This window comes from Rhizobacter sp. (assembly GCF_046595475.1).
GTDB lineage: Bacteria > Pseudomonadota > Gammaproteobacteria > Burkholderiales > Burkholderiaceae_C > Rhizobacter.
In genome coordinates this window covers 1-16,349 of sequence record NZ_JBKJOQ010000010.1, presented here as the reverse complement: position 1 = coordinate 16,349, position 16,349 = coordinate 1, and the positions used below count along the sequence as shown (strand labels likewise).

The following is a 16,349-nucleotide window of genomic DNA, read 5'->3' as shown; positions in this document are numbered from 1 at the left end:
GAGGAAGGGAAATAGCAAGAACGCAAAGAAAGATCTTCTTATTTCTTTGCGACCTTTGCGTCTTGCTTCGCGTCTTTGCGTCCAAAAGAAATGTGGCCCCGCTCCACCGCCTCTTCCGCCACGATCTGCCCCAGCCGGCGGATGTGCTCATCAAGCTTGGCTGACCACGGGTCGCCATAGTGGATGCGAAGGAAGTGGTCGAAACGCGAGCTGCAGCTGAAGGTGGCGCCCGGTGCGCAGCCTATGTGCTCGTGGCGCGCCCGCTCGAAGACCTTGCGCGAATCGACCTGCGGCGGCAGCTCGATCCACAGCATGAAGCCGCCTTGCGGAAGACTCAGCTTGCAGCCCGCGGGGAAATGCCGCGCCACCGCATCGGCCATCTGTTGCGCTTGCAGCTTGAGCGCTGCGCGCAGGCGGCGCATGTGGTGGTCGTAGCCACCGTCGCGTATGAACTCGGCCAGCACCTCTTGCGGCAGCATGCCCCCGGTGATGGAGGTGTGAAACTTGTGCGACTGCGCGGCCTTGAAGTGCCGGCCCGGCGCCATCCAGCCCACGCGGTAGCCGGGCGCCACCGTCTTGGTGAAGGCCGAGCAGAGGATCACGTCGTCTTGCGTGTCTAAGCTCTTGAGCACCGGCGGGCGCTCGTCGCCGAAATAGGTCTCGCCATAGATGTCGGTCTCTATCAGCGTGAAGCCGCGCTCGGCGCCCAGCGCTACCAGGCGGCGCTTGCTGGCCAGCGGCATCAGGCTGCCCAGCGGGTTGTTGAAGTTGGGGATGACCACGCAGGCCTTGATGACGCCCGGCGTCTGCGTGGCCAGGTCCAGCGCTTCGACCGAGATGCCCTCGCGCGGGTGGGTGGGGATCTCGATCGAGCGCATGCCCAGGCTGCGGATGATCTCCAGCAGCATCCAGTAGCAAGGCGACTCCACCGCGATGGTGTCGCCCGCCTGCGCGGCCGAGCGCAAGGCCAGCAGCACCGCCTCGGTGCCGCCATTGGTCAGGATGATCTCTTCAGGCCGCAGCCGCACGCCGCCGCTGACCGTGCGACGCGCAATCTCTTGCCGCAACGCCGCGCTGCCGTTGATCGCGTAGCGCGAGGCGTATTCCGGGTGCAGGCGGTTCAGCCGCGCGGTGAGGTGGCGCAGCTTGGCTTCGGGCAGCAGCGCGCGCGCCGGCATGGGGCAGAACGAGGGAGCGGCGAGCGGGTCGTCGTTGCCGTAAAGGAACTCGCGCGTCAGGTCGTCGGCCGTCACAAAGCCCGGGCGCTCCATGCGCGTGTCGATCTCGGGCTCGGGCAGCGGCTGGTGGCGCTGGGCGACGAAGTGGCCCGATTTCGGCCGCGCTTCGACCAGGGCCTGGTTCTCCAGCCAGCGGTAAGCCAGCGTGACCGTGGAAGCGCTCACCCCGTGTTGCTGGCACAGCTGGCGTACCGAGGGCAGGCGGTCGCCGGTGCGCAGGCTGCCACTCTGGATGGCCTGGGCCAGTTCGCCCGCGACGCGGTGGTACAGCGGAAAGCCGGCGTCGATGGGGGTGTTCATGCCATGGATTGTGGGCGCCGGAGGCTGGATGTGACAGGTACAGAAGTCGTCAGTTGTCACCAGCACAGAGCGCGGCACACACATCTGTGCTGGTGCAGATAAGCGGGTGCTGGATATGGCGGCAAAAGGGGCGGCGCGGAACACTGAACCCCCAGAAACAGACGCCCGCGGAGGCCATCATGGTTCGCTTCACACCCCCCGTCACGCTCAAGCTCAGCCAGGGCGAGGTGCTCGCTTGGGACCAGGCGGCGGTGCGCGTGCGCGTGGTGTCGGGGCGCATCTGGCTGACGCGGCGCAATGATCTGGTCGATCACTTCTTGCATCACGGCCAGTGCTTCGAGCTGCGGCGCAGCCAGGGCACGCTGATCGAGGCTGAGCAAGATGTGTGGCTGCGCTTCGAGCGCGACGGCAGCTGGTTCGGCACGCTCTTGCGCCGCGTGGGTCGCAGGCTCACCGGGCGAGCCACCCCGGCCGCTACAGTCGCCGGGTGAGCAAACCCAAATCTGTCTATACCTGCAATGAATGCGGCGGCACCAGCCCGAAATGGCTGGGCAAGTGCCCCCACTGCAACGCCTGGAACACGCTGATCGAGTCGGTGGCCGATGCGCCATCCAAGCACCGCTACCAGGCACTCGCCGCGGCGCAACCGGTCGCCACGCTGAGCGAGATCGAAGCCTCTGATGTCGACCGCCAACCCACCGGCCTTGACGAGCTCGACCGCGTGCTGGGCGGCGGCATCGTCGCCGGTGGCGTGGTGCTGATCGGCGGTGACCCTGGCATCGGCAAGTCGACGCTGCTGCTGCAGGCGCTCGACTCGCTGTCGCGCAACCTGCGCACGCTGTATGTGACGGGTGAAGAGTCGGGCGCACAGGTGGCGCTGCGCTCGCGCCGCCTCGGGCTGGACGGCTCGCAAGTGCGCGTGATCGCCGAGATTCAGTTGGAGAAGATCAGCGCCACCATCGAGGCCGAGCGGCCGGCGGTGTGCGTGATCGACTCCATCCAAACTGTCTACAGCGACCAGCTCACCTCAGCCCCTGGCTCGGTGGCGCAGGTGCGCGAGTGCGCGGCGCAGCTCACCCGCATTGCCAAGAGCAGCGGCACGGCCATCATCCTCGTGGGCCACGTGACGAAAGACGGCGCACTGGCGGGCCCGCGCGTGCTGGAGCACATCGTCGACACGGTGCTGTACTTCGAAGGCGACACGCACAGCAGCTTCCGCCTGGTGCGCGCGATCAAAAACCGCTTTGGCGCCGTCAACGAGATCGGCGTGTTTGCCATGACCGAAAAGGGCCTGAAAGGCGTGGCCAACCCGAGCGCTATTTTCTTGTCGACGCATGGTGACCCGGTGGCAGGCTCTTGCGTGCTGGTCACGCTGGAAGGCACGCGGCCGCTGCTGGTGGAAATACAGGCGTTGGTGGACAGCGGCGGCCCCAGCCCGCGCCGCCTGAGCGTGGGCCTGGACCGCGACCGCCTGGCCATGATGCTGGCCGTGATGCACCGCCACGCCGGCATTGTGTGCATGGACCAAGACGTGTTCGTCAACGCCGTGGGCGGCGTGCGCATCAGCGAGCCGGCGGCCGATCTGGCGGTGATGCTGGCCATCCAAAGCTCGCTGCGCGGCAAGCCACTGCCGCGCGGCTTCATCGCCTTTGGCGAAGTGGGCCTGGCCGGCGAAGTGCGGCCTGCGCCGCGCGGGCAAGAGCGCTTGAAAGAAGCCGCCAAGCTGGGCTTCAGTGTGGCCGTGGTGCCCAAGGCCAATGCGCCCAAGAAGCCCATCGAGGGGCTGACCATTCACGCCGTGGAGCGCATCGAACAAGCAATCGATCTGGCGCGCAGCCTGTGAAACGCGTGGGTGCTGCGAGCCTGGCGCTGCTGATCGCGGGGCTCGCGCTGTGGGGCTTGTGGACGCAGTTTGGCGGCACGTCGTGGGCCAGCGTGCGCGCCGCCGTGAGGGCGCAGCCAGCCTCTCATCTGTTCGGCGCTGCGAGCTTGACCGCCCTGAGCTTTCTGTGCCTCGCGGTGTACGACCTGCTGGGCGCCCGCGTGGTCGCCGGCAAGCGCATATCGACCGGCGTGGCGCTGACGGCGGGTGCCACCGCCAACGCCGTCTCGAACACCTTGGGCTTTCACGCACTGACCGGCAGCGTGGTGCGCGCGCGCATCTATCTGCGCCAGGGCCTCACGGGCGCCGAAGTGGCACGCATCGTGTCTTTGTCGTGGCTGGCCCTGGGCCTCGGCTTCCTGACCATGCTGGCCGGCGCCGAACTGATGCAAGGCTTGCACGCCGGGCGCTCTCTGCTCACGGGCCTGGGCGTTGCGTTGGCGTTGATCGGGCTCGTGTGCTGGCTGGCGGGTGGCCCCCGTCAGCTGAACTTGTTTTCATTTCACCAACCGCTGCCGTCGGCCCGCATCGCGCTGATGCTCATGGGCACGGGCGCCATTGAGAGCGCTGCTGCCATCGGCGCGCTGTATGTGCTCTTGCCCGCCGACCTCGCGCCACCGTTCACCTGGTTTGCCGTGGGGTGCATCGCCGCCGTGGCCTTGGGGCTGCTGGCGCATGCGCCCGGGGGCATCGGGGTTTTCGAAGCGGGCATCACGGCCCTGTTGTCAGGCGCGGGCCGCGCCGACCTTCTGGCGGCGCTGCTGCTGTACCGGTTGATCTACAACGTGGCGCCGTTCCTGCTGTCTGTGGTGGCGCTGGCATGGCTCTCTCGCCGTCAGCAGAGGGCTCAGTTGGACGGCGGGTAGCGGCTGATCAAGCGCTGTTGCTTCAGGTGATGGCGGGCGAGCGAGAACCACCCGACTGGCGCATGCCCACGGCGACGCATCTCGGCGCCAATGGCAAACAGGCGGCGCTGCTTGTCGAAAATGATTTGATAGGCCTGGGCGAGCGTCAAGCGTGGGTCCCATGCATGCACCGCTTCTGAGCCGGCGCCGTTGACTTCGATGACGGTGAAGCCTGTGCCCGCGCCCAGCGCTGCGAGGCTGGTGAATTTCACATCGAAGCGCCCCACATGAAAGTCTTTCATGTCGCGGGCAATGGCGTCTATCGCCTCGACCAGCGAGGGCGTGACGAACCCACTGCCGTTCTCATACACACCGCCCACGCGCGTCGATCCGACGATGGCGATGCGCGTCTCTTGCCCCGCGGGCGGCACGAGGGCAAGGTCACAGCAGGCCTCGCTCGCGCCATCACGGCCGAGGCGGCGTGCGCGGGGGTCGGCCGCAATAAGCTGCGCCAGCGTGTGCACGCCATCGCCCACCACCCGGGGGTAATGGCGCAGCAGCATGCCGATCACCTGGCCCACCGGGTTTGCGGGGTCGCGCATGTAGAAGATGCCTGCCTCACCCGGCTCGTCGATCCAACGCTGGATGACCACCCGCTCACCTCGCGGGAAGCTCGCGAAGTACTGGGCGAGCGCGGCGCTGTCGTCCACCCGGCGCACGCCGAAACCGCACCACCCGAGATCGGGCTTCACAACAATCGGGTAGGCCAAGCCGCAGGCAGACATCGCCGCTTCTGCCTCGACCAGGCTCGCGGCGCCGTCGCACACCACCGAGGTGGTGGTCGCCGTGGCGGCCAGCGCCCGCTGACCCATGATTTCCAGGTATTCCATCTTGCCTTCACCCACCATGCCGCCGGTGGTGATCTGCGGGTTGGCCGATGAAGGCAGCGTGACAGAACGATGGCGCAGTGACAGCCACACCCATTGCGCCACGATGGGCACGAGGTTGAGCCATTTGGGCAGCCGCTCCAGCGTACCCAGCCGTGCGCGAGCAGGCACTGCCGCAGCGCCGACTGCGCCGACCAAAGCGACTGGTGGAGAAAGGGTGCGCGGCATGGTCAGCTGCCGAAGATGCGCTTGCTGTAGCGATGCGGCAGATCGCCGATGCGCAACAGCATGGGAAAGTCGACCGTGTTGAATGACGCGTCGAACGCGGGCGGGCCTAGCAGCTTGGCGCCACAGCGCAGGTAGCCTCTGATCAACGCCGGCACGGGTGGGGGATGTGCGGCGCGGTCCCACGCCCGCAGGCGAAACGGCGTTCGCGGCTGCACAGGCTGCGCCAGGGGCACGAGGTGGTTCTGCTTCAGGTCGTGCCAAAGGAAGCAAGCAAGCTCGCCGCCATCGGCGTAGCTGACGCTTGCGCAGCCAATCAGGGTGTCCAGGCCCTGGTGGGCCATGTGGCCGCCCAGCTCTTGCCAAAGCGCCATCAACACAAGCCCGTTGCGCCACGCTGGTTCTACGCAGACGCGCCCCATCTCCAGCGCCCGAGGCAGCAGGTCGCAAACGGGTTGCAGATCGAATTCGCGGTCGGTGTAGCGGCTACCTGCCCGCTGCGCCGCGGCGGGCGTGAGCACACGACAGGTGGCAATCACCTCGCCGTGCCGCTCATGGCCCACGGCGCGCACCAGCAGGTGCTCGCAGAACGGGTCGAAGGGATCGGTGTCGTGACCCGCGAGTGCGCCTGGGGTCGGGTTCAAGCGAGCCCCCATCTCGGTCGCAAAGATGCGAAAGCGCAGGCGCTGCGCCTCGCGCACCTCTTCTGCGCTGGTGGCCCAACCCACTCGAAACGAGGCCGTAGGCGCCGCGCGGCGCCCGGCCCGTGCAGCTGTGCACATCGTGTCGGCCAGCACGGTCGGCGCAGCGGCAGAAGGCGATATCAGCTGCATGGCCGCTGCACGATTTCATAGTCGATCGGCTTGAACGCGCCGTTGTTCGACATCTCTGCCGAGCAGGCCGTGAGCCCGCACACCATGTCCATGTCGGCGCGCAGCTCTATGTAGTCGCCCGGCTTGGAAGTGGGTGGCTCGACGCTGACCCTGCCGTCTTCGCCCACCTTGACGTTCATGAAGATGTTGAAAGTGGTCGAAATCTGCTGGCGCTTCACGCCATGGCCTTCGAAGGCCTGGCACAGGTTTTCAAAGCAACTCGGGTGATGCCCTTTGCAGCCGTACAAGATCTCGAACATCTCCTGGCTGCAGGGGGTGAGCAAAAAGTCGTGGCGGCCCACGGTGTCGGCCACGATGGTGAACATGGGCCGGCTGTCGTTGGAATAGAGCACGTCGCCCGTCGACAAAAAAATCTTGCCTGCGTAGTCAATGCTGCGCCCGGACGACAGGCTGCAGGCCAGGTCGCCGTCTTTGAAGGCAAACAGGTCGGCCACCTGCTCACCGCAGGGGTCGTACACCCGCAGCAATTCGCCGCGGCGGATCTTGAACGAGGCGCCACTTTGCGGGGCAATCCTCGCGCCGCTCAGGATCGCTTCACCCATGGCGCGCTCCTGCCTGGAAGGGGCAGCGCCAGCCGGGCTCTGTCGCCCGCCCCGAGTACTGCCTGGCCTCGGATGCGTCGCCATGACGCGCGAGCACGGGGTTGATCTCGCCTTGCAGCGCGGTGTCGCGCTTGCGTATGACCTGCTGCAGGCCTTGGTATTTGCCGCTGGCGCGCAGGCTTTCAAACTGGTCGTGGAAGTTGAAGACCAGGCAGGGCATGGGCGCGCGGCGGGCGATGCGCGAGGCCACGGGGCTGAGCCCCACCACAAAAAACGCGCGGCCGGCGACGCTGAATGAAAACTCGGGCGACGCCGGGTCGGCGCTCACCGCGGCGTTCCAGGCGAACGCCTTGCGGTCATGGTCGTGCAGGCGCTGCAGGTGCCGCCACATCAGCCGCTCGAACTGGGCTTCGGAAGAAACGCCTTCGTCGAACATGGCAATGAAGCTCGCCGGCTGGTCCCCGGGCTCGGGAAACTCTTGGGAAAAGGCTGCCAAGTCGTCGCACAGGCGAGCCACGCCTTCTTCCTTGTCCAAACGGCCGTAGTACTGGAACCGGGCACGCTGGCAATGGACGGCAGAGCGCGCACCCACGCAGGGGAAGGCGGCGCTGTCCACATACGCCTTAAAGCGGCGCGTGAGCATGTCGAGCGAAGAGTCTGGCCTTGAGGCGGGCGGTGACACCATGGCGCAAAGCCTGAGACGGCGGTGGTTACTGGCAAGTCACGTTAAGCGCTAGGGCAAGCCGGCCCTGCCAGCAGGATGCGCCATTGCTTGTAGGACAAGCAGAACTGGTGGCCCGCCCCCTTGGAGGCGGGGCCTTGTGTGCCGATTGGCACATCTTGCCAACGGGGCTAAGCGCGGTAAGCGCGCAATGTTGGATAAGATTCATTATCATTCGCATCTCGCACACCGCAGATGCCCATGCCCTCACCCCGCTTGTCTGACCTGCCGAACGGCACTCAAGGCACTGTGCTGGCCGTCACAGCCCACTCGCCACAGGCCGACGCGCAGATGCTGCATCGCCTGGGCGAGCTGGGCTTCTTGCCCGGCGAACCGGTGCTGGTGCTGCGCCGCGGGCCGGGCGGGCGCGAGCCGCTGGCGGTGCAGATCGGCGAAACCTTGTTCGCTTTGCGTCAGATTGAAGCGCAGTGTGTCGAGGTGTCGGTGCCATGAGCGACCCCCTGGCTTTGCGGGTGGCCCTGGTCGGCAACCCGAACTGCGGCAAGACGGCGCTGTTCAACCTGCTCACCGGTGCGCGCCAGAAGGTCGCCAACTACGCCGGCGTGACGGTGGAGCGCAAGGTCGGCACTGTCACGCTCAAGAGTGGCCGCACGGTGTCAGTGATCGACCTGCCCGGCGCCTACAGCCTGACCCCGTCGACCCCTGATGAAATGGTGACGCGCGATGTGGTCTTGGGCCAGCGCGCCGACGAGCCGGCGCCCGACGCCATCGTGGCCGTGGTCGACGCGACCAACCTGCCGATGAACCTGCGCTTGGTGCTGGAGCTCAAGCGCCTGGGTCGGCCCATGCTGCTGTCGCTCAACATGGCCGACGTGGCCCGCACCAATGGCCTGAAGATCGACGTGCCCCGCCTCAGCACCGAGCTGGGCATGCCGGTGGTGGAGACGGTGGCGGTGCAACACCACGGGCACGCGGCCCTGTTGGCGCAGCTGGAGCTGCAGTCGTCATGGCCGGCCGCGCCCGTGGCCGCAGACACCGCCCCCAGCTCAGCCCAGCTGCAGCGCGAGGTGCGCCGCATCCTGGCGCTGGTGGCGCCCGGCGCCATGCAGTTCAAGCGCTTCAACCACAAGCTCGACGCCGCGGTGATGCACCCGGTGTGGGGCTTGATGATGTTGGCGGTGCTGCTGTTTCTCATCTTCCAGGCGGTGTTCTCCTGGGCCAACCTGCCCATGGACGCCATCAAGTACAGCGTGACCGCCAGTGGTGGGTGGGTCAACAGCCAGATGGCCGACGGCCCCTTGCGCAGCCTGCTGGTCGACGGCGTGATCGCCGGCGTAGGCGGCGTGATCGTCTTCCTGCCGCAGATCCTGATCCTCTTCTTCTTCATCCTGATCATGGAAGACTCGGGCTACCTGCCCCGCGCCGCCTTCCTGCTCGACAACGTAATGGGCAAGGTGGGCCTGTCGGGCCGAGCCTTCATCCCGCTGCTGTCGAGCTTTGCCTGCGCCATCCCCGGCATCATGGCCACGCGCACCATCCCCAACTGGCGCGACCGCCTGGCCACCATCATGGTGGCGCCACTGATGACGTGCTCGGCGCGTTTGCCGGTGTATGCCTTGCTCATCGGCGCCTTCGTGCCGGCACGCAAGGTGGGCATTTTCAACTTGCAGGGCATCACGCTCTTCGTGCTGTACGTGGCAGGCGTGGTGTCTGCCATGGCCGTGGCCTGGCTGCTCAAGCGGGTGTGGACCAAGTCGAGCTACCAGCCCCTGATGCTGGAGCTGCCGCCCTACCGCTGGCCCAATGCACGCAACCTGCTGCTCGGGCTGGCAGAGCGGGCGCGCATCTTTCTCACCCGCGTGGGCACCATCATCTTCTCGCTGACGGTGGTGCTGTGGTTTCTCTCCAGCTACCCGGGGCCACCCGACGGCGCCACCGGCCCTGCCATTCAATACAGCCTGGCCGGCCAGCTGGGCCAAGCCTTGCAGGTGGTCTTTGCGCCCATAGGCTTCAACTGGCAGATCTCGATCGCGCTGGTGCCCGGCTTGGCCGCGCGTGAAGTGGCGGTGGGCGCGCTCGGCACGGTGTACGCCATGTCGGCCACCACGGGTGAAGTGGCAGACGCGCTGTCGCCGGTGATTGCCGCCGGATGGTCACTGGCCACCGCCTTCTCGCTCATCGCCTGGTACGTGTTTGCACCGCAATGCCTGTCGACGCTGGCGGTGGTGAAGCGCGAAACCAACTCATGGCGCTACCCGCTGATCATGGCTGCGTACATGTTTGCGCTGGCCTACCTGGCCTCGTTCATCACCTACCGCACCACCTTGTGGCTGGGCTCATGATTCAAAACCTTGTCGTCGCCCTGATCGTGCTCGCGTGCAGCAGTTACGCGGTTTGGACGCTGATGCCTTCGGCGCTGCGGCGCGCCCTCGCCCAGCGCGCGCTGCACTGGCCCTGGCCTGATGCCTTGGCTGCACGTGTGCGCCGCGCCGCCAAGGCGCCCACCGGTTGCGGCTGTGATGGCTGCGACGCCGGCAGGCCCAAGCCGGCTGCGGGCGCTGCGCAGCCCATACGCATCCACCGCCAGCCCAAGCCATGAACCCGATCGTGGGGTGGGGCCTGGCAGTGGTGGCCGTGGCGGCGGGCTGGCGCGCCTACGGCTGGCAGGGCGTGGTGATGGCGGTGTCGGTGATCGTGTTCTGGCTGCTGCTGCAGTTCAGCCGCGCGCTGCGTGCCATGAAAAATGCCGCCCAGGCCCCCAAGGGCCACGTGGGCAGCGCCGTGATGATCAACGCGAAGCTGAAGACCGGCATGACACTGATGCAGGTGATCGCGCTGACTGAAAGCCTGGGCCACCAGATAAGCGAGCAGCCTGAGACCTGGGCCTGGGCCGATGACGGCCACAGCCGTGTGACGCTGGTGTTTGAGGGTGCCAAGCTGCAAAGCTGGCAGCTCACCCGACCCGAAACACCCGACACCTGACGCTGGCCCAAGGGCGTCTTCCCAAGTCCCTAAAATCGCGCTCTTGAACGAATTACAGGAGCCAGCCATGTCTATGGCCGATCGCGACGGGAAAATCTGGATGGATGGCGAGATGGTGGAGTGGCGCGACGCCAAGATCCATGTGCTTTCCCACACGCTGCACTACGGTTGTGGCGCTTTCGAAGGCGTGCGCGCCTACAACACGGCCAAGGGCACCGCGATCTTTCGGCTGCGCGAGCACACCGAGCGCCTGTTCAACAGCGCAAAGATTCTGCGCATGAAGATCCCCTTCACCCAGGAGCAAGTGATGGAAGCCCAGCGCGCCGTGGTGCGTGAAAACAAGCTGGAGAGCTGCTACCTGCGCCCGCTCACCTGGATAGGCTCCGAAAAACTCGGTGTCAGCCCCAAGGGCAACACCATCCACCTGATGGTGGCCGCCTGGTCGTGGGGTGCCTACCTGGGTGAAGAAGGCCTCAAGCGCGGCATCCGCGTGAAGACCAGCAGCTACACGCGCCACCACGTCAACATCACCATGACGCAGGCCAAGGCGGTGAGCAACTACACCAACTCCATCCTGGCCAACATGGAAGCCACCGAAGACGGCTACGACGAAGCGCTGCTGCTAGACGCTTCGGGCTTCGTGAGCGAAGGCGCGGGCGAGAACATCTTCGTCATCAAGGGCGGCGTGGTCTACACGCCCGACCTGTCGGCTGGTGCGCTCAACGGCATCACGCGCAACACCGTGTTTGCAATCTGCAAAGACCTGGGCCTGGAGCTGAAGGAAAAGCGCATCACGCGCGACGAGGTCTACATTTGCGACGAAGCCTTCTTCACTGGCACGGCCGCCGAAGTGACGCCCATACGCGAGCTCGACCGCATCGAGATCGGCCAGGGCTCGCGCGGGCCCCTCACCGAGAAGATCCAGAGCGCCTTCTTCGACATCGTGAATGGCCGCAACCCCAAGTACGCCGAATGGCTCACCGCTGTCTGACACCCCCATGAGCAACCAACCCCAAGCCGTGATCGAAGTGGCCGCCGCTGACTTGCAGGGCCCCGGTGTCATCGCCTGCCCCAACCCGAAAATGGCGCTGTGGAGCACCCACCCCAAGGTGTTCATCGACGTCGTGACCACGGGCAGCGGCAAGTGCCCATACTGCGGCACTGAGTACCGCCTCAAAGCCGGCGAAAAGGTCCACGGCGGGCACTGAACCCATGAAGAGCCTGGTCATCGCGCCGCAGTGGATAGGCGACGCGGTGATGTCGGAGCCCTTGCTGCGCGCGCTCGCTGCGCGCGGCGAGCAACTCGCAGTGGCTGCGCTGCCCTGGGTCGCACCGGTCTACCGCGCCATGCCGCAAGTCGAAGAGGTGATCGAGCTGCCCTTCGCACATGGCCGGCTCGACTGGTCAGCGCGGCGCCAAATGGCTGCCACCTTGCGTGGCCGATTCGACACCGCCTATGTGCTGCCCAACTCGCTGAAGGCGGCGCTGATTCCGTTCTTCGCGGGCATCCCGAAACGCGTGGGCTATCACGGCGAAGGCCGCTACCTGCTGCTGAACCAGCGCCTGCCCAACCCGGGCGGGCGGCCGCCGATGGTGGCGTTTTACCGCGCGCTGGCAGGTGCAGCGCCTGCGGCCGAGCAACCACAGCTGCAATTCGACGATGCGAGACTGCGGCAGGCCACCACCGCGGCTTCGCTCACGCCGGGTGGCTACTTTGCATTTGCGCCCGGTGCCGAGTACGGCCCGGCCAAGTGCTGGCCGGCGAGCCACTACGCCGAGCTGGCGCGCTCGCTGTACACAGCACACGGCTTGCCCATCGCGCTGCTGGGCTCCGGCAAGGAAGCCGCGCTGTGCGAAGAGATCGCCCAGGCCGCCCCTGGTGCCTGCCGTGTGCTCGCTGGCAAGACCTCGCTGATCGACGCCATGGCGCTCATCGCCGCTGCACGCGGTGTGGTCAGCAACGACTCGGGGCTGATGCATGTGGCGGCCGCCTTCGGCGTCCCGCAAGTGGCCGTGTTCGGCTCCACCAGCCCAGAGCACACGCCACCTCTGAACGACAAGGCACGTGTGCTGTGGCTGAAAGAAGAGCTGCAGCTCGACTGCACTCCCTGCTTCGACCGCGTGTGCCGCTTCGGCCACACCCGCTGCCTGACGGGCGTGTCGGCCACGCGCGTACAAACCGCGTTAGACAACACCTTGCAGCGTGGACATAGCCCCGTACAAGCTGACGAGCGAGGCGCTCACAGCACCAGCTTGCCCAAGTAGAGGATGGGGCCGGTGGGTGCGCCGGTGGGCGAGCCACCCGGTGGCTCCAGGGTGACGGCCAGTGCCGCGGTGTTGTCGAGCACGCGGCCTCGCTTGACCACGGTGGCCGACTTCTCCGAGATCACCCCCAGCGAGCGCGGCGCACCCTGCGCCGGCACCGCCCACAGCTCCAGCGCGCGATCGGCTTGCAGCGACACGGTGGAGAGCGGCTTGGTGACCATGGCGCGGCCATCGGCGCTGATGCTGGCCACGAATGAGGCGGGCACCACGCCGCCCTCTGGCGCAGTACCACCCGCGGGCGTCAGCACGACGATGATTGGTGGCTGCGAAGGCTGCGGGATGGCGAGCAGCACCGCAAGCGTCAGCGCGGCCATGGTGGCCACGCCCGAGATGGCCCGCCACACGGCCAGCTGCGACCACCACTTGGGGACAAGCTTGACCGCCTGATTGGGTGCGATGCGCGACTCAATGGCCTTCCACACCCGCGGCGGCGGTGGCACGGGAGCGATGCTGGCGGTCAGCGGCATGAGCCTCGCTTCCCACTCACGAACGGCGGTGCGCAGCCCCGCATGCGAGCGCATCAGCGACACAAGGCGGCGCCGCGCAGGCCCGCGCAGCGTGCCGGCCGTATAGGCGGCGGCCAGACGGTCAACGAGTTCGGGGCGGCTGTAGTCCATGGCTATTCAGATTGCATGTCGCGCACGACAGCGCCTTCGAGGCACGATTTGAGTGACAGCAAAGCACGCCGCACCCACGACTTCACCGTGCCCAACGGCTGGCGCATCTGCTCGGCCACTTCGGCATGGCTCAGCCCGTCATAGAAGGCCAGTGCCACGCTCTGGCGCTGTTGCGCCGTCAGACCCTGCATGCACTGCGTCAGCGCGCGCGCATCCGAGGCCTGGCTCAGGAGAGCCAGCGGTCCGGGTGCGTTGTCGGCCATGTCGTCGTACACGTCTCGTTCCTCGTCATCGTTAGCACTCATGAGTGCGGGCTGGGTTTGCGGCTCGGCCGCCTTGCGGCGCAGGCTGTCGATCGCGCGGTTGCGCGCAACGCTGGTGAGCCAGGTCAGCGGCTGGCTTTGCGCTGCATCGAAGCTTTGCGCGGCCCGCCAGACATTGACATACACCTCTTGCAGCACATCTTCAGCTTGCGCCCTGTCTCTGTTGATACGCAGCACGACGGCAAACAGATGCGAGCTGCTCAGCTCGTACAAGCGGGCAAAAGCCACACGGTCCCCCAAGCCTGCACGCCCCAGCAGGCGCGACAGCTCTCGGCTGCGCTCGCTCCAATCTTGCAGATCAACGGCCATGGCGGGGTGGGGGTGTGATGGAAATCACGCTGCGGCATTCTAGGTGGCAAGAACGTGCAGCAAGGGGATGGCGGGAAGGTCAGCTCGGGCATGAGACTTCTTACAACACAGCCCCTCCGTACAATTCCACCCATGCCTTCTGCCGTGTCTCCTCAGCGCGAATTCGTGCTCACACTTTCTTGCCGCGACGCCAAGGGCATCGTCTTCGCGGTCGCTGGGCTGCTGTACCAGGCGGGCTGCAACATCCTCGATTCACAGCAGTTCGGTGACCTGCCCGACGAAACCGGCGTGCACAGTACCGGCCTCTTCTTCATGCGGGTGCACTTCGAGGCGCCGCCGCATTTGGCCAGCACCGACACCCTGACCAACCTCTTCACCAGCGTGCGCGAGCAGTTCGGCATGCAGGCGCAGTTCAACCACCGCCTGCGCAAACCTCGGCTGCTGCTGATGGTGAGCCAGCACGGCCACTGCCTGAACGACTTGCTTTACCGCTGGCACTCGGGCCAGCTGAACGTAGACATACCGGCCATCGTGTCCAACCACCCGACCTTCGCCGACCTGGCGTCGCGCTACGGCATTCCCTTCCACCACCTGCCCCTGCCGGTGGGTGCCAGCGCCAGCGCCAAGCGAGCACAAGAAGAGCAGGTCGAGGCCTTGGTCAACGAGCACCAGATCGACCTCGTGGTGCTGGCCCGCTACATGCAGATCTTGAGCCCAGCCTTCTGCGGCTTCCTGAAGGGCCGCGCGATCAACATCCACCACAGCTTCCTGCCCAGCTTCAAAGGCGCCAAGCCCTACTACCAGGCCCACGACCGCGGCGTAAAGCTGATCGGCGCCACCGCCCACTACGTGACGGCCGAGCTCGACGAGGGCCCGATCATCGAGCAAGACGTGGCGCGTGTAGACCACTCGCTCAGTGCCGAAGGCTTCACCGCCGCCGGCCGCGATGTGGAGTGCATGGTGCTGGCTCGCGCCGTGCGCTGGCATGTGGAGCACCGCGTGCTGCTCAACGGCCAGAAGACCGTCATCTTCCTCTGACGCCCTGCCCATGGCCCGGCCCAAACCCCCTGACATCGCTCTCATGGCGTCATCCGACGACACCGAGGCGCAGTTCTACGAAGCGCTGCAGCGCGGCGACATCGAGAAGCTCATGGCCGTGTGGTCGGACGACGACGACATCAGCTGCGTGCACCCCAACGGCCCGCGCGTGGTGGGCTCAGCGGCCATACGCGCTACCTTCGACGCCATGTTTTCCAACGGTGTGATCGACGCCCACCCCGAGCGCGTGCGCCGCGTCGTCACCCACGCCTGCGCGGTGCACAGCGTGGTTGAGCGCATCCAGGTGCTGACCGACGAAGGCCCGCAGCTGGCGTATGTGCTGGCAACCAACGTTTACATCAAAACTACGCTGGGCTGGCGCCTCGTGGCGCACCACGCCAGCCCCGGTTCGGCACAAGAGTTACCAGAGGTGGGCGAGACGCCTTCCGTATTGCACTAGACGACATGCAGAACTACCGCGCCCCCCGCTGGCTCCTGGGCCATGGCCCGGTCGGCGGCAACCTGCAAACCATTTGGCCGGCGCTCTTTGCGCGCAGCCACCAAGGCCCGGCTCCCGTGTATCGGCGCGAGCGTTGGACCACACCCGACCAAGACTTCATCGACGTCGACTTCAGCGTGGCGCATTCCGACGACACCATCAGCCGCCCCTTGCTGGTGCTGTTCCATGGCCTCGAAGGCTCGTCCGCCAGCCACTACGCCCGCGCCTTTGCCAACTGGGCGCGCGAGAACGGCTGGCGCTATGCCGTGCCGCACTTTCGCGGCTGCTCGGGCGAGCTCAACCTGGCACCGCGCGCTTACCACTCGGGCGACCATGAAGAGATCGGCTGGGTGCTCGAGCGCATGCGCGAGAAACACCACGGCCCCATCGTCGCGGTGGGTGTGTCGCTCGGCGGCAATGCGCTGCTGCGCTGGGCCGAAGAAGCGGGCGCCAGCGCGTCGCGCACCGTCAGCGCATTGGCCGCCGTCAGTTCGCCGATCGACCTGGCCGCGGGTGGCCACGCCATCGGCCGCGGCTTGAACCGGCAGCTCTACACGCGCATGTTCCTGCGCTCGATGAAGCCGCGTGCGCTGGCCAAGCTGGCGCAGCATCCGGGCCTGTTCGACCGCCAGACGCTGCTGGCCGCGCGCGACCTGTACGCCTTCGACAACGTCTTCACCGCGCCGCTGCACGGTTTCAGGAACACCGACGACTATTACGCACGCGCCTCGGCCAGGCCGCATCTGCATCGCATCCGCATCC

20 protein-coding genes are annotated in these 16,349 nt (G+C 66.5%); 13 read left to right on the top strand and 7 right to left on the bottom strand.

The window, feature by feature from the left end; all coding sequences use genetic code 11:
• Positions 1–38 precede the first annotated feature (38 nt).
• Entirely contained in the window at positions 39–1,538 is a 1,500-nt protein-coding gene (locus AC30QB_RS01975; RefSeq protein ID WP_489544509.1) for an aminotransferase-like domain-containing protein, read from the bottom strand.
• 179 nt (positions 1,539–1,717) lie between these two features.
• On the opposite strand from AC30QB_RS01975, the gene AC30QB_RS01970 reads away from it, so the two are divergent.
• Genes AC30QB_RS01970 through AC30QB_RS01960 form a run of 3 tightly spaced genes read left to right on the top strand, consistent with a single transcriptional unit; the run spans position 1,718 to position 4,286 of the window.
• A complete protein-coding gene (locus AC30QB_RS01970) occupies positions 1,718–2,029 on the top strand; it encodes a DUF2917 domain-containing protein (RefSeq protein WP_489544508.1) in 312 nt (103 codons plus the stop codon).
• Positions 2,026–3,381: a DNA repair protein RadA gene (gene radA / locus AC30QB_RS01965; protein ID WP_489544507.1), complete on the top strand. Its 1,356-nt coding sequence runs from the start codon at positions 2,026–2,028 to the stop codon at positions 3,379–3,381. The genes AC30QB_RS01970 and radA overlap by 4 nt, the downstream gene beginning before the upstream one ends.
• On the top strand, positions 3,378–4,286 hold the full coding sequence (locus AC30QB_RS01960) for a lysylphosphatidylglycerol synthase domain-containing protein (protein WP_489544506.1): 909 nt from the start codon (positions 3,378–3,380) through the stop codon (positions 4,284–4,286). The genes radA and AC30QB_RS01960 overlap by 4 nt, the downstream gene beginning before the upstream one ends.
• Here the strand turns inward: AC30QB_RS01960 and AC30QB_RS01955 are convergent.
• The 4 genes from AC30QB_RS01955 to gntA are packed head-to-tail and all read right to left on the bottom strand — an operon-like array spanning position 4,268 to position 7,497.
• Complete coding sequence (locus AC30QB_RS01955; RefSeq protein ID WP_489544505.1) at positions 4,268–5,380, bottom strand: hypothetical protein; 1,113 nt, start codon at positions 5,378–5,380, stop codon at positions 4,268–4,270. The genes AC30QB_RS01960 and AC30QB_RS01955 overlap by 19 nt on opposite strands.
• A 2-nt stretch (positions 5,381–5,382) precedes the next feature.
• Entirely contained in the window at positions 5,383–6,210 is an 828-nt protein-coding gene (locus AC30QB_RS01950; RefSeq protein ID WP_489544504.1) for a GNAT family N-acetyltransferase, read from the bottom strand.
• Complete coding sequence (locus AC30QB_RS01945) at positions 6,201–6,812, bottom strand: DUF1989 domain-containing protein (protein ID WP_489544503.1); 612 nt, start codon at positions 6,810–6,812, stop codon at positions 6,201–6,203. Before AC30QB_RS01945 ends, AC30QB_RS01950 begins: the two co-directional genes overlap by 10 nt.
• Positions 6,805–7,497 carry a guanitoxin biosynthesis heme-dependent pre-guanitoxin N-hydroxylase GntA gene (gene gntA, locus AC30QB_RS01940; RefSeq protein WP_489544502.1) on the bottom strand — a complete coding sequence of 231 codons (693 nt, stop codon included), beginning with the start codon at positions 7,495–7,497 and terminating at the stop codon, positions 6,805–6,807. Before gntA ends, AC30QB_RS01945 begins: the two co-directional genes overlap by 8 nt.
• 237 nt (positions 7,498–7,734) lie before the next feature.
• On the opposite strand from gntA, the gene AC30QB_RS01935 reads away from it, so the two are divergent.
• The 7 genes from AC30QB_RS01935 to waaF all read left to right on the top strand — a co-directional run bounded on the left by AC30QB_RS01935 (position 7,735) and on the right by waaF (position 12,741).
• The gene (locus tag AC30QB_RS01935) at positions 7,735–7,986 is read left to right on the top strand and encodes a FeoA family protein (protein ID WP_489544501.1); all 252 of its coding nucleotides are present in this window, start codon (positions 7,735–7,737) and stop codon (positions 7,984–7,986) included.
• Complete coding sequence (gene feoB, locus AC30QB_RS01930) at positions 7,983–9,836, top strand: ferrous iron transporter B (protein WP_489544500.1); 1,854 nt, start codon at positions 7,983–7,985, stop codon at positions 9,834–9,836. Before AC30QB_RS01935 ends, feoB begins: the two co-directional genes overlap by 4 nt.
• Positions 9,833–10,093, top strand: coding sequence for a DUF6587 family protein (locus AC30QB_RS01925; RefSeq protein ID WP_489544499.1), 261 nt, complete (start codon positions 9,833–9,835; stop codon positions 10,091–10,093). Before feoB ends, AC30QB_RS01925 begins: the two co-directional genes overlap by 4 nt.
• Positions 10,090–10,476 (top strand): hypothetical protein, encoded by a 387-nt coding sequence (locus AC30QB_RS01920; protein WP_489544498.1) that lies wholly within the window; start codon positions 10,090–10,092, stop codon positions 10,474–10,476. Before AC30QB_RS01925 ends, AC30QB_RS01920 begins: the two co-directional genes overlap by 4 nt.
• A 67-nt stretch (positions 10,477–10,543) precedes the next feature.
• Positions 10,544–11,467 carry a branched-chain amino acid transaminase gene (locus AC30QB_RS01915; RefSeq protein ID WP_489544497.1) on the top strand — a complete coding sequence of 308 codons (924 nt, stop codon included), beginning with the start codon at positions 10,544–10,546 and terminating at the stop codon, positions 11,465–11,467.
• A 7-nt stretch (positions 11,468–11,474) separates the two neighbouring features.
• Positions 11,475–11,684, top strand: a complete 210-nt coding sequence (locus AC30QB_RS01910) for a zinc-finger domain-containing protein (protein ID WP_489544496.1) — start codon at positions 11,475–11,477, stop codon at positions 11,682–11,684.
• A gap of 4 nt (positions 11,685–11,688) precedes the next feature.
• Positions 11,689–12,741: a lipopolysaccharide heptosyltransferase II gene (waaF, locus tag AC30QB_RS01905; RefSeq protein WP_489544495.1), complete on the top strand. Its 1,053-nt coding sequence runs from the start codon at positions 11,689–11,691 to the stop codon at positions 12,739–12,741.
• Here the strand turns inward: waaF and AC30QB_RS01900 are convergent.
• Together AC30QB_RS01900 and AC30QB_RS01895 are read right to left on the bottom strand one after the other, a co-directional pair.
• Positions 12,717–13,418, bottom strand: coding sequence for an anti-sigma factor (locus AC30QB_RS01900; protein WP_489544494.1), 702 nt, complete (start codon positions 13,416–13,418; stop codon positions 12,717–12,719). The genes waaF and AC30QB_RS01900 overlap by 25 nt on opposite strands.
• 2 nt (positions 13,419–13,420) lie before the next feature.
• Positions 13,421–14,050, bottom strand: coding sequence for a sigma-70 family RNA polymerase sigma factor (locus AC30QB_RS01895; RefSeq protein ID WP_489544493.1), 630 nt, complete (start codon positions 14,048–14,050; stop codon positions 13,421–13,423).
• Between the two features lie 132 nt (positions 14,051–14,182).
• Between AC30QB_RS01895 and purU the strand changes: the two genes are divergently transcribed.
• From purU to AC30QB_RS01880, 3 genes are all read left to right on the top strand, one after another.
• Entirely contained in the window at positions 14,183–15,088 is a 906-nt protein-coding gene (gene purU, locus AC30QB_RS01890) for a formyltetrahydrofolate deformylase (RefSeq protein ID WP_489544492.1), read from the top strand.
• Positions 15,089–15,131: 43 nt separating this feature from the next.
• Complete coding sequence (locus tag AC30QB_RS01885) at positions 15,132–15,548, top strand: YybH family protein (RefSeq protein WP_489544491.1); 417 nt, start codon at positions 15,132–15,134, stop codon at positions 15,546–15,548.
• A gap of 5 nt (positions 15,549–15,553) precedes the next feature.
• The coding region (locus AC30QB_RS01880; protein WP_489544490.1) for a YheT family hydrolase at positions 15,554–16,349 on the top strand (796 nt) is incomplete at its 3' end.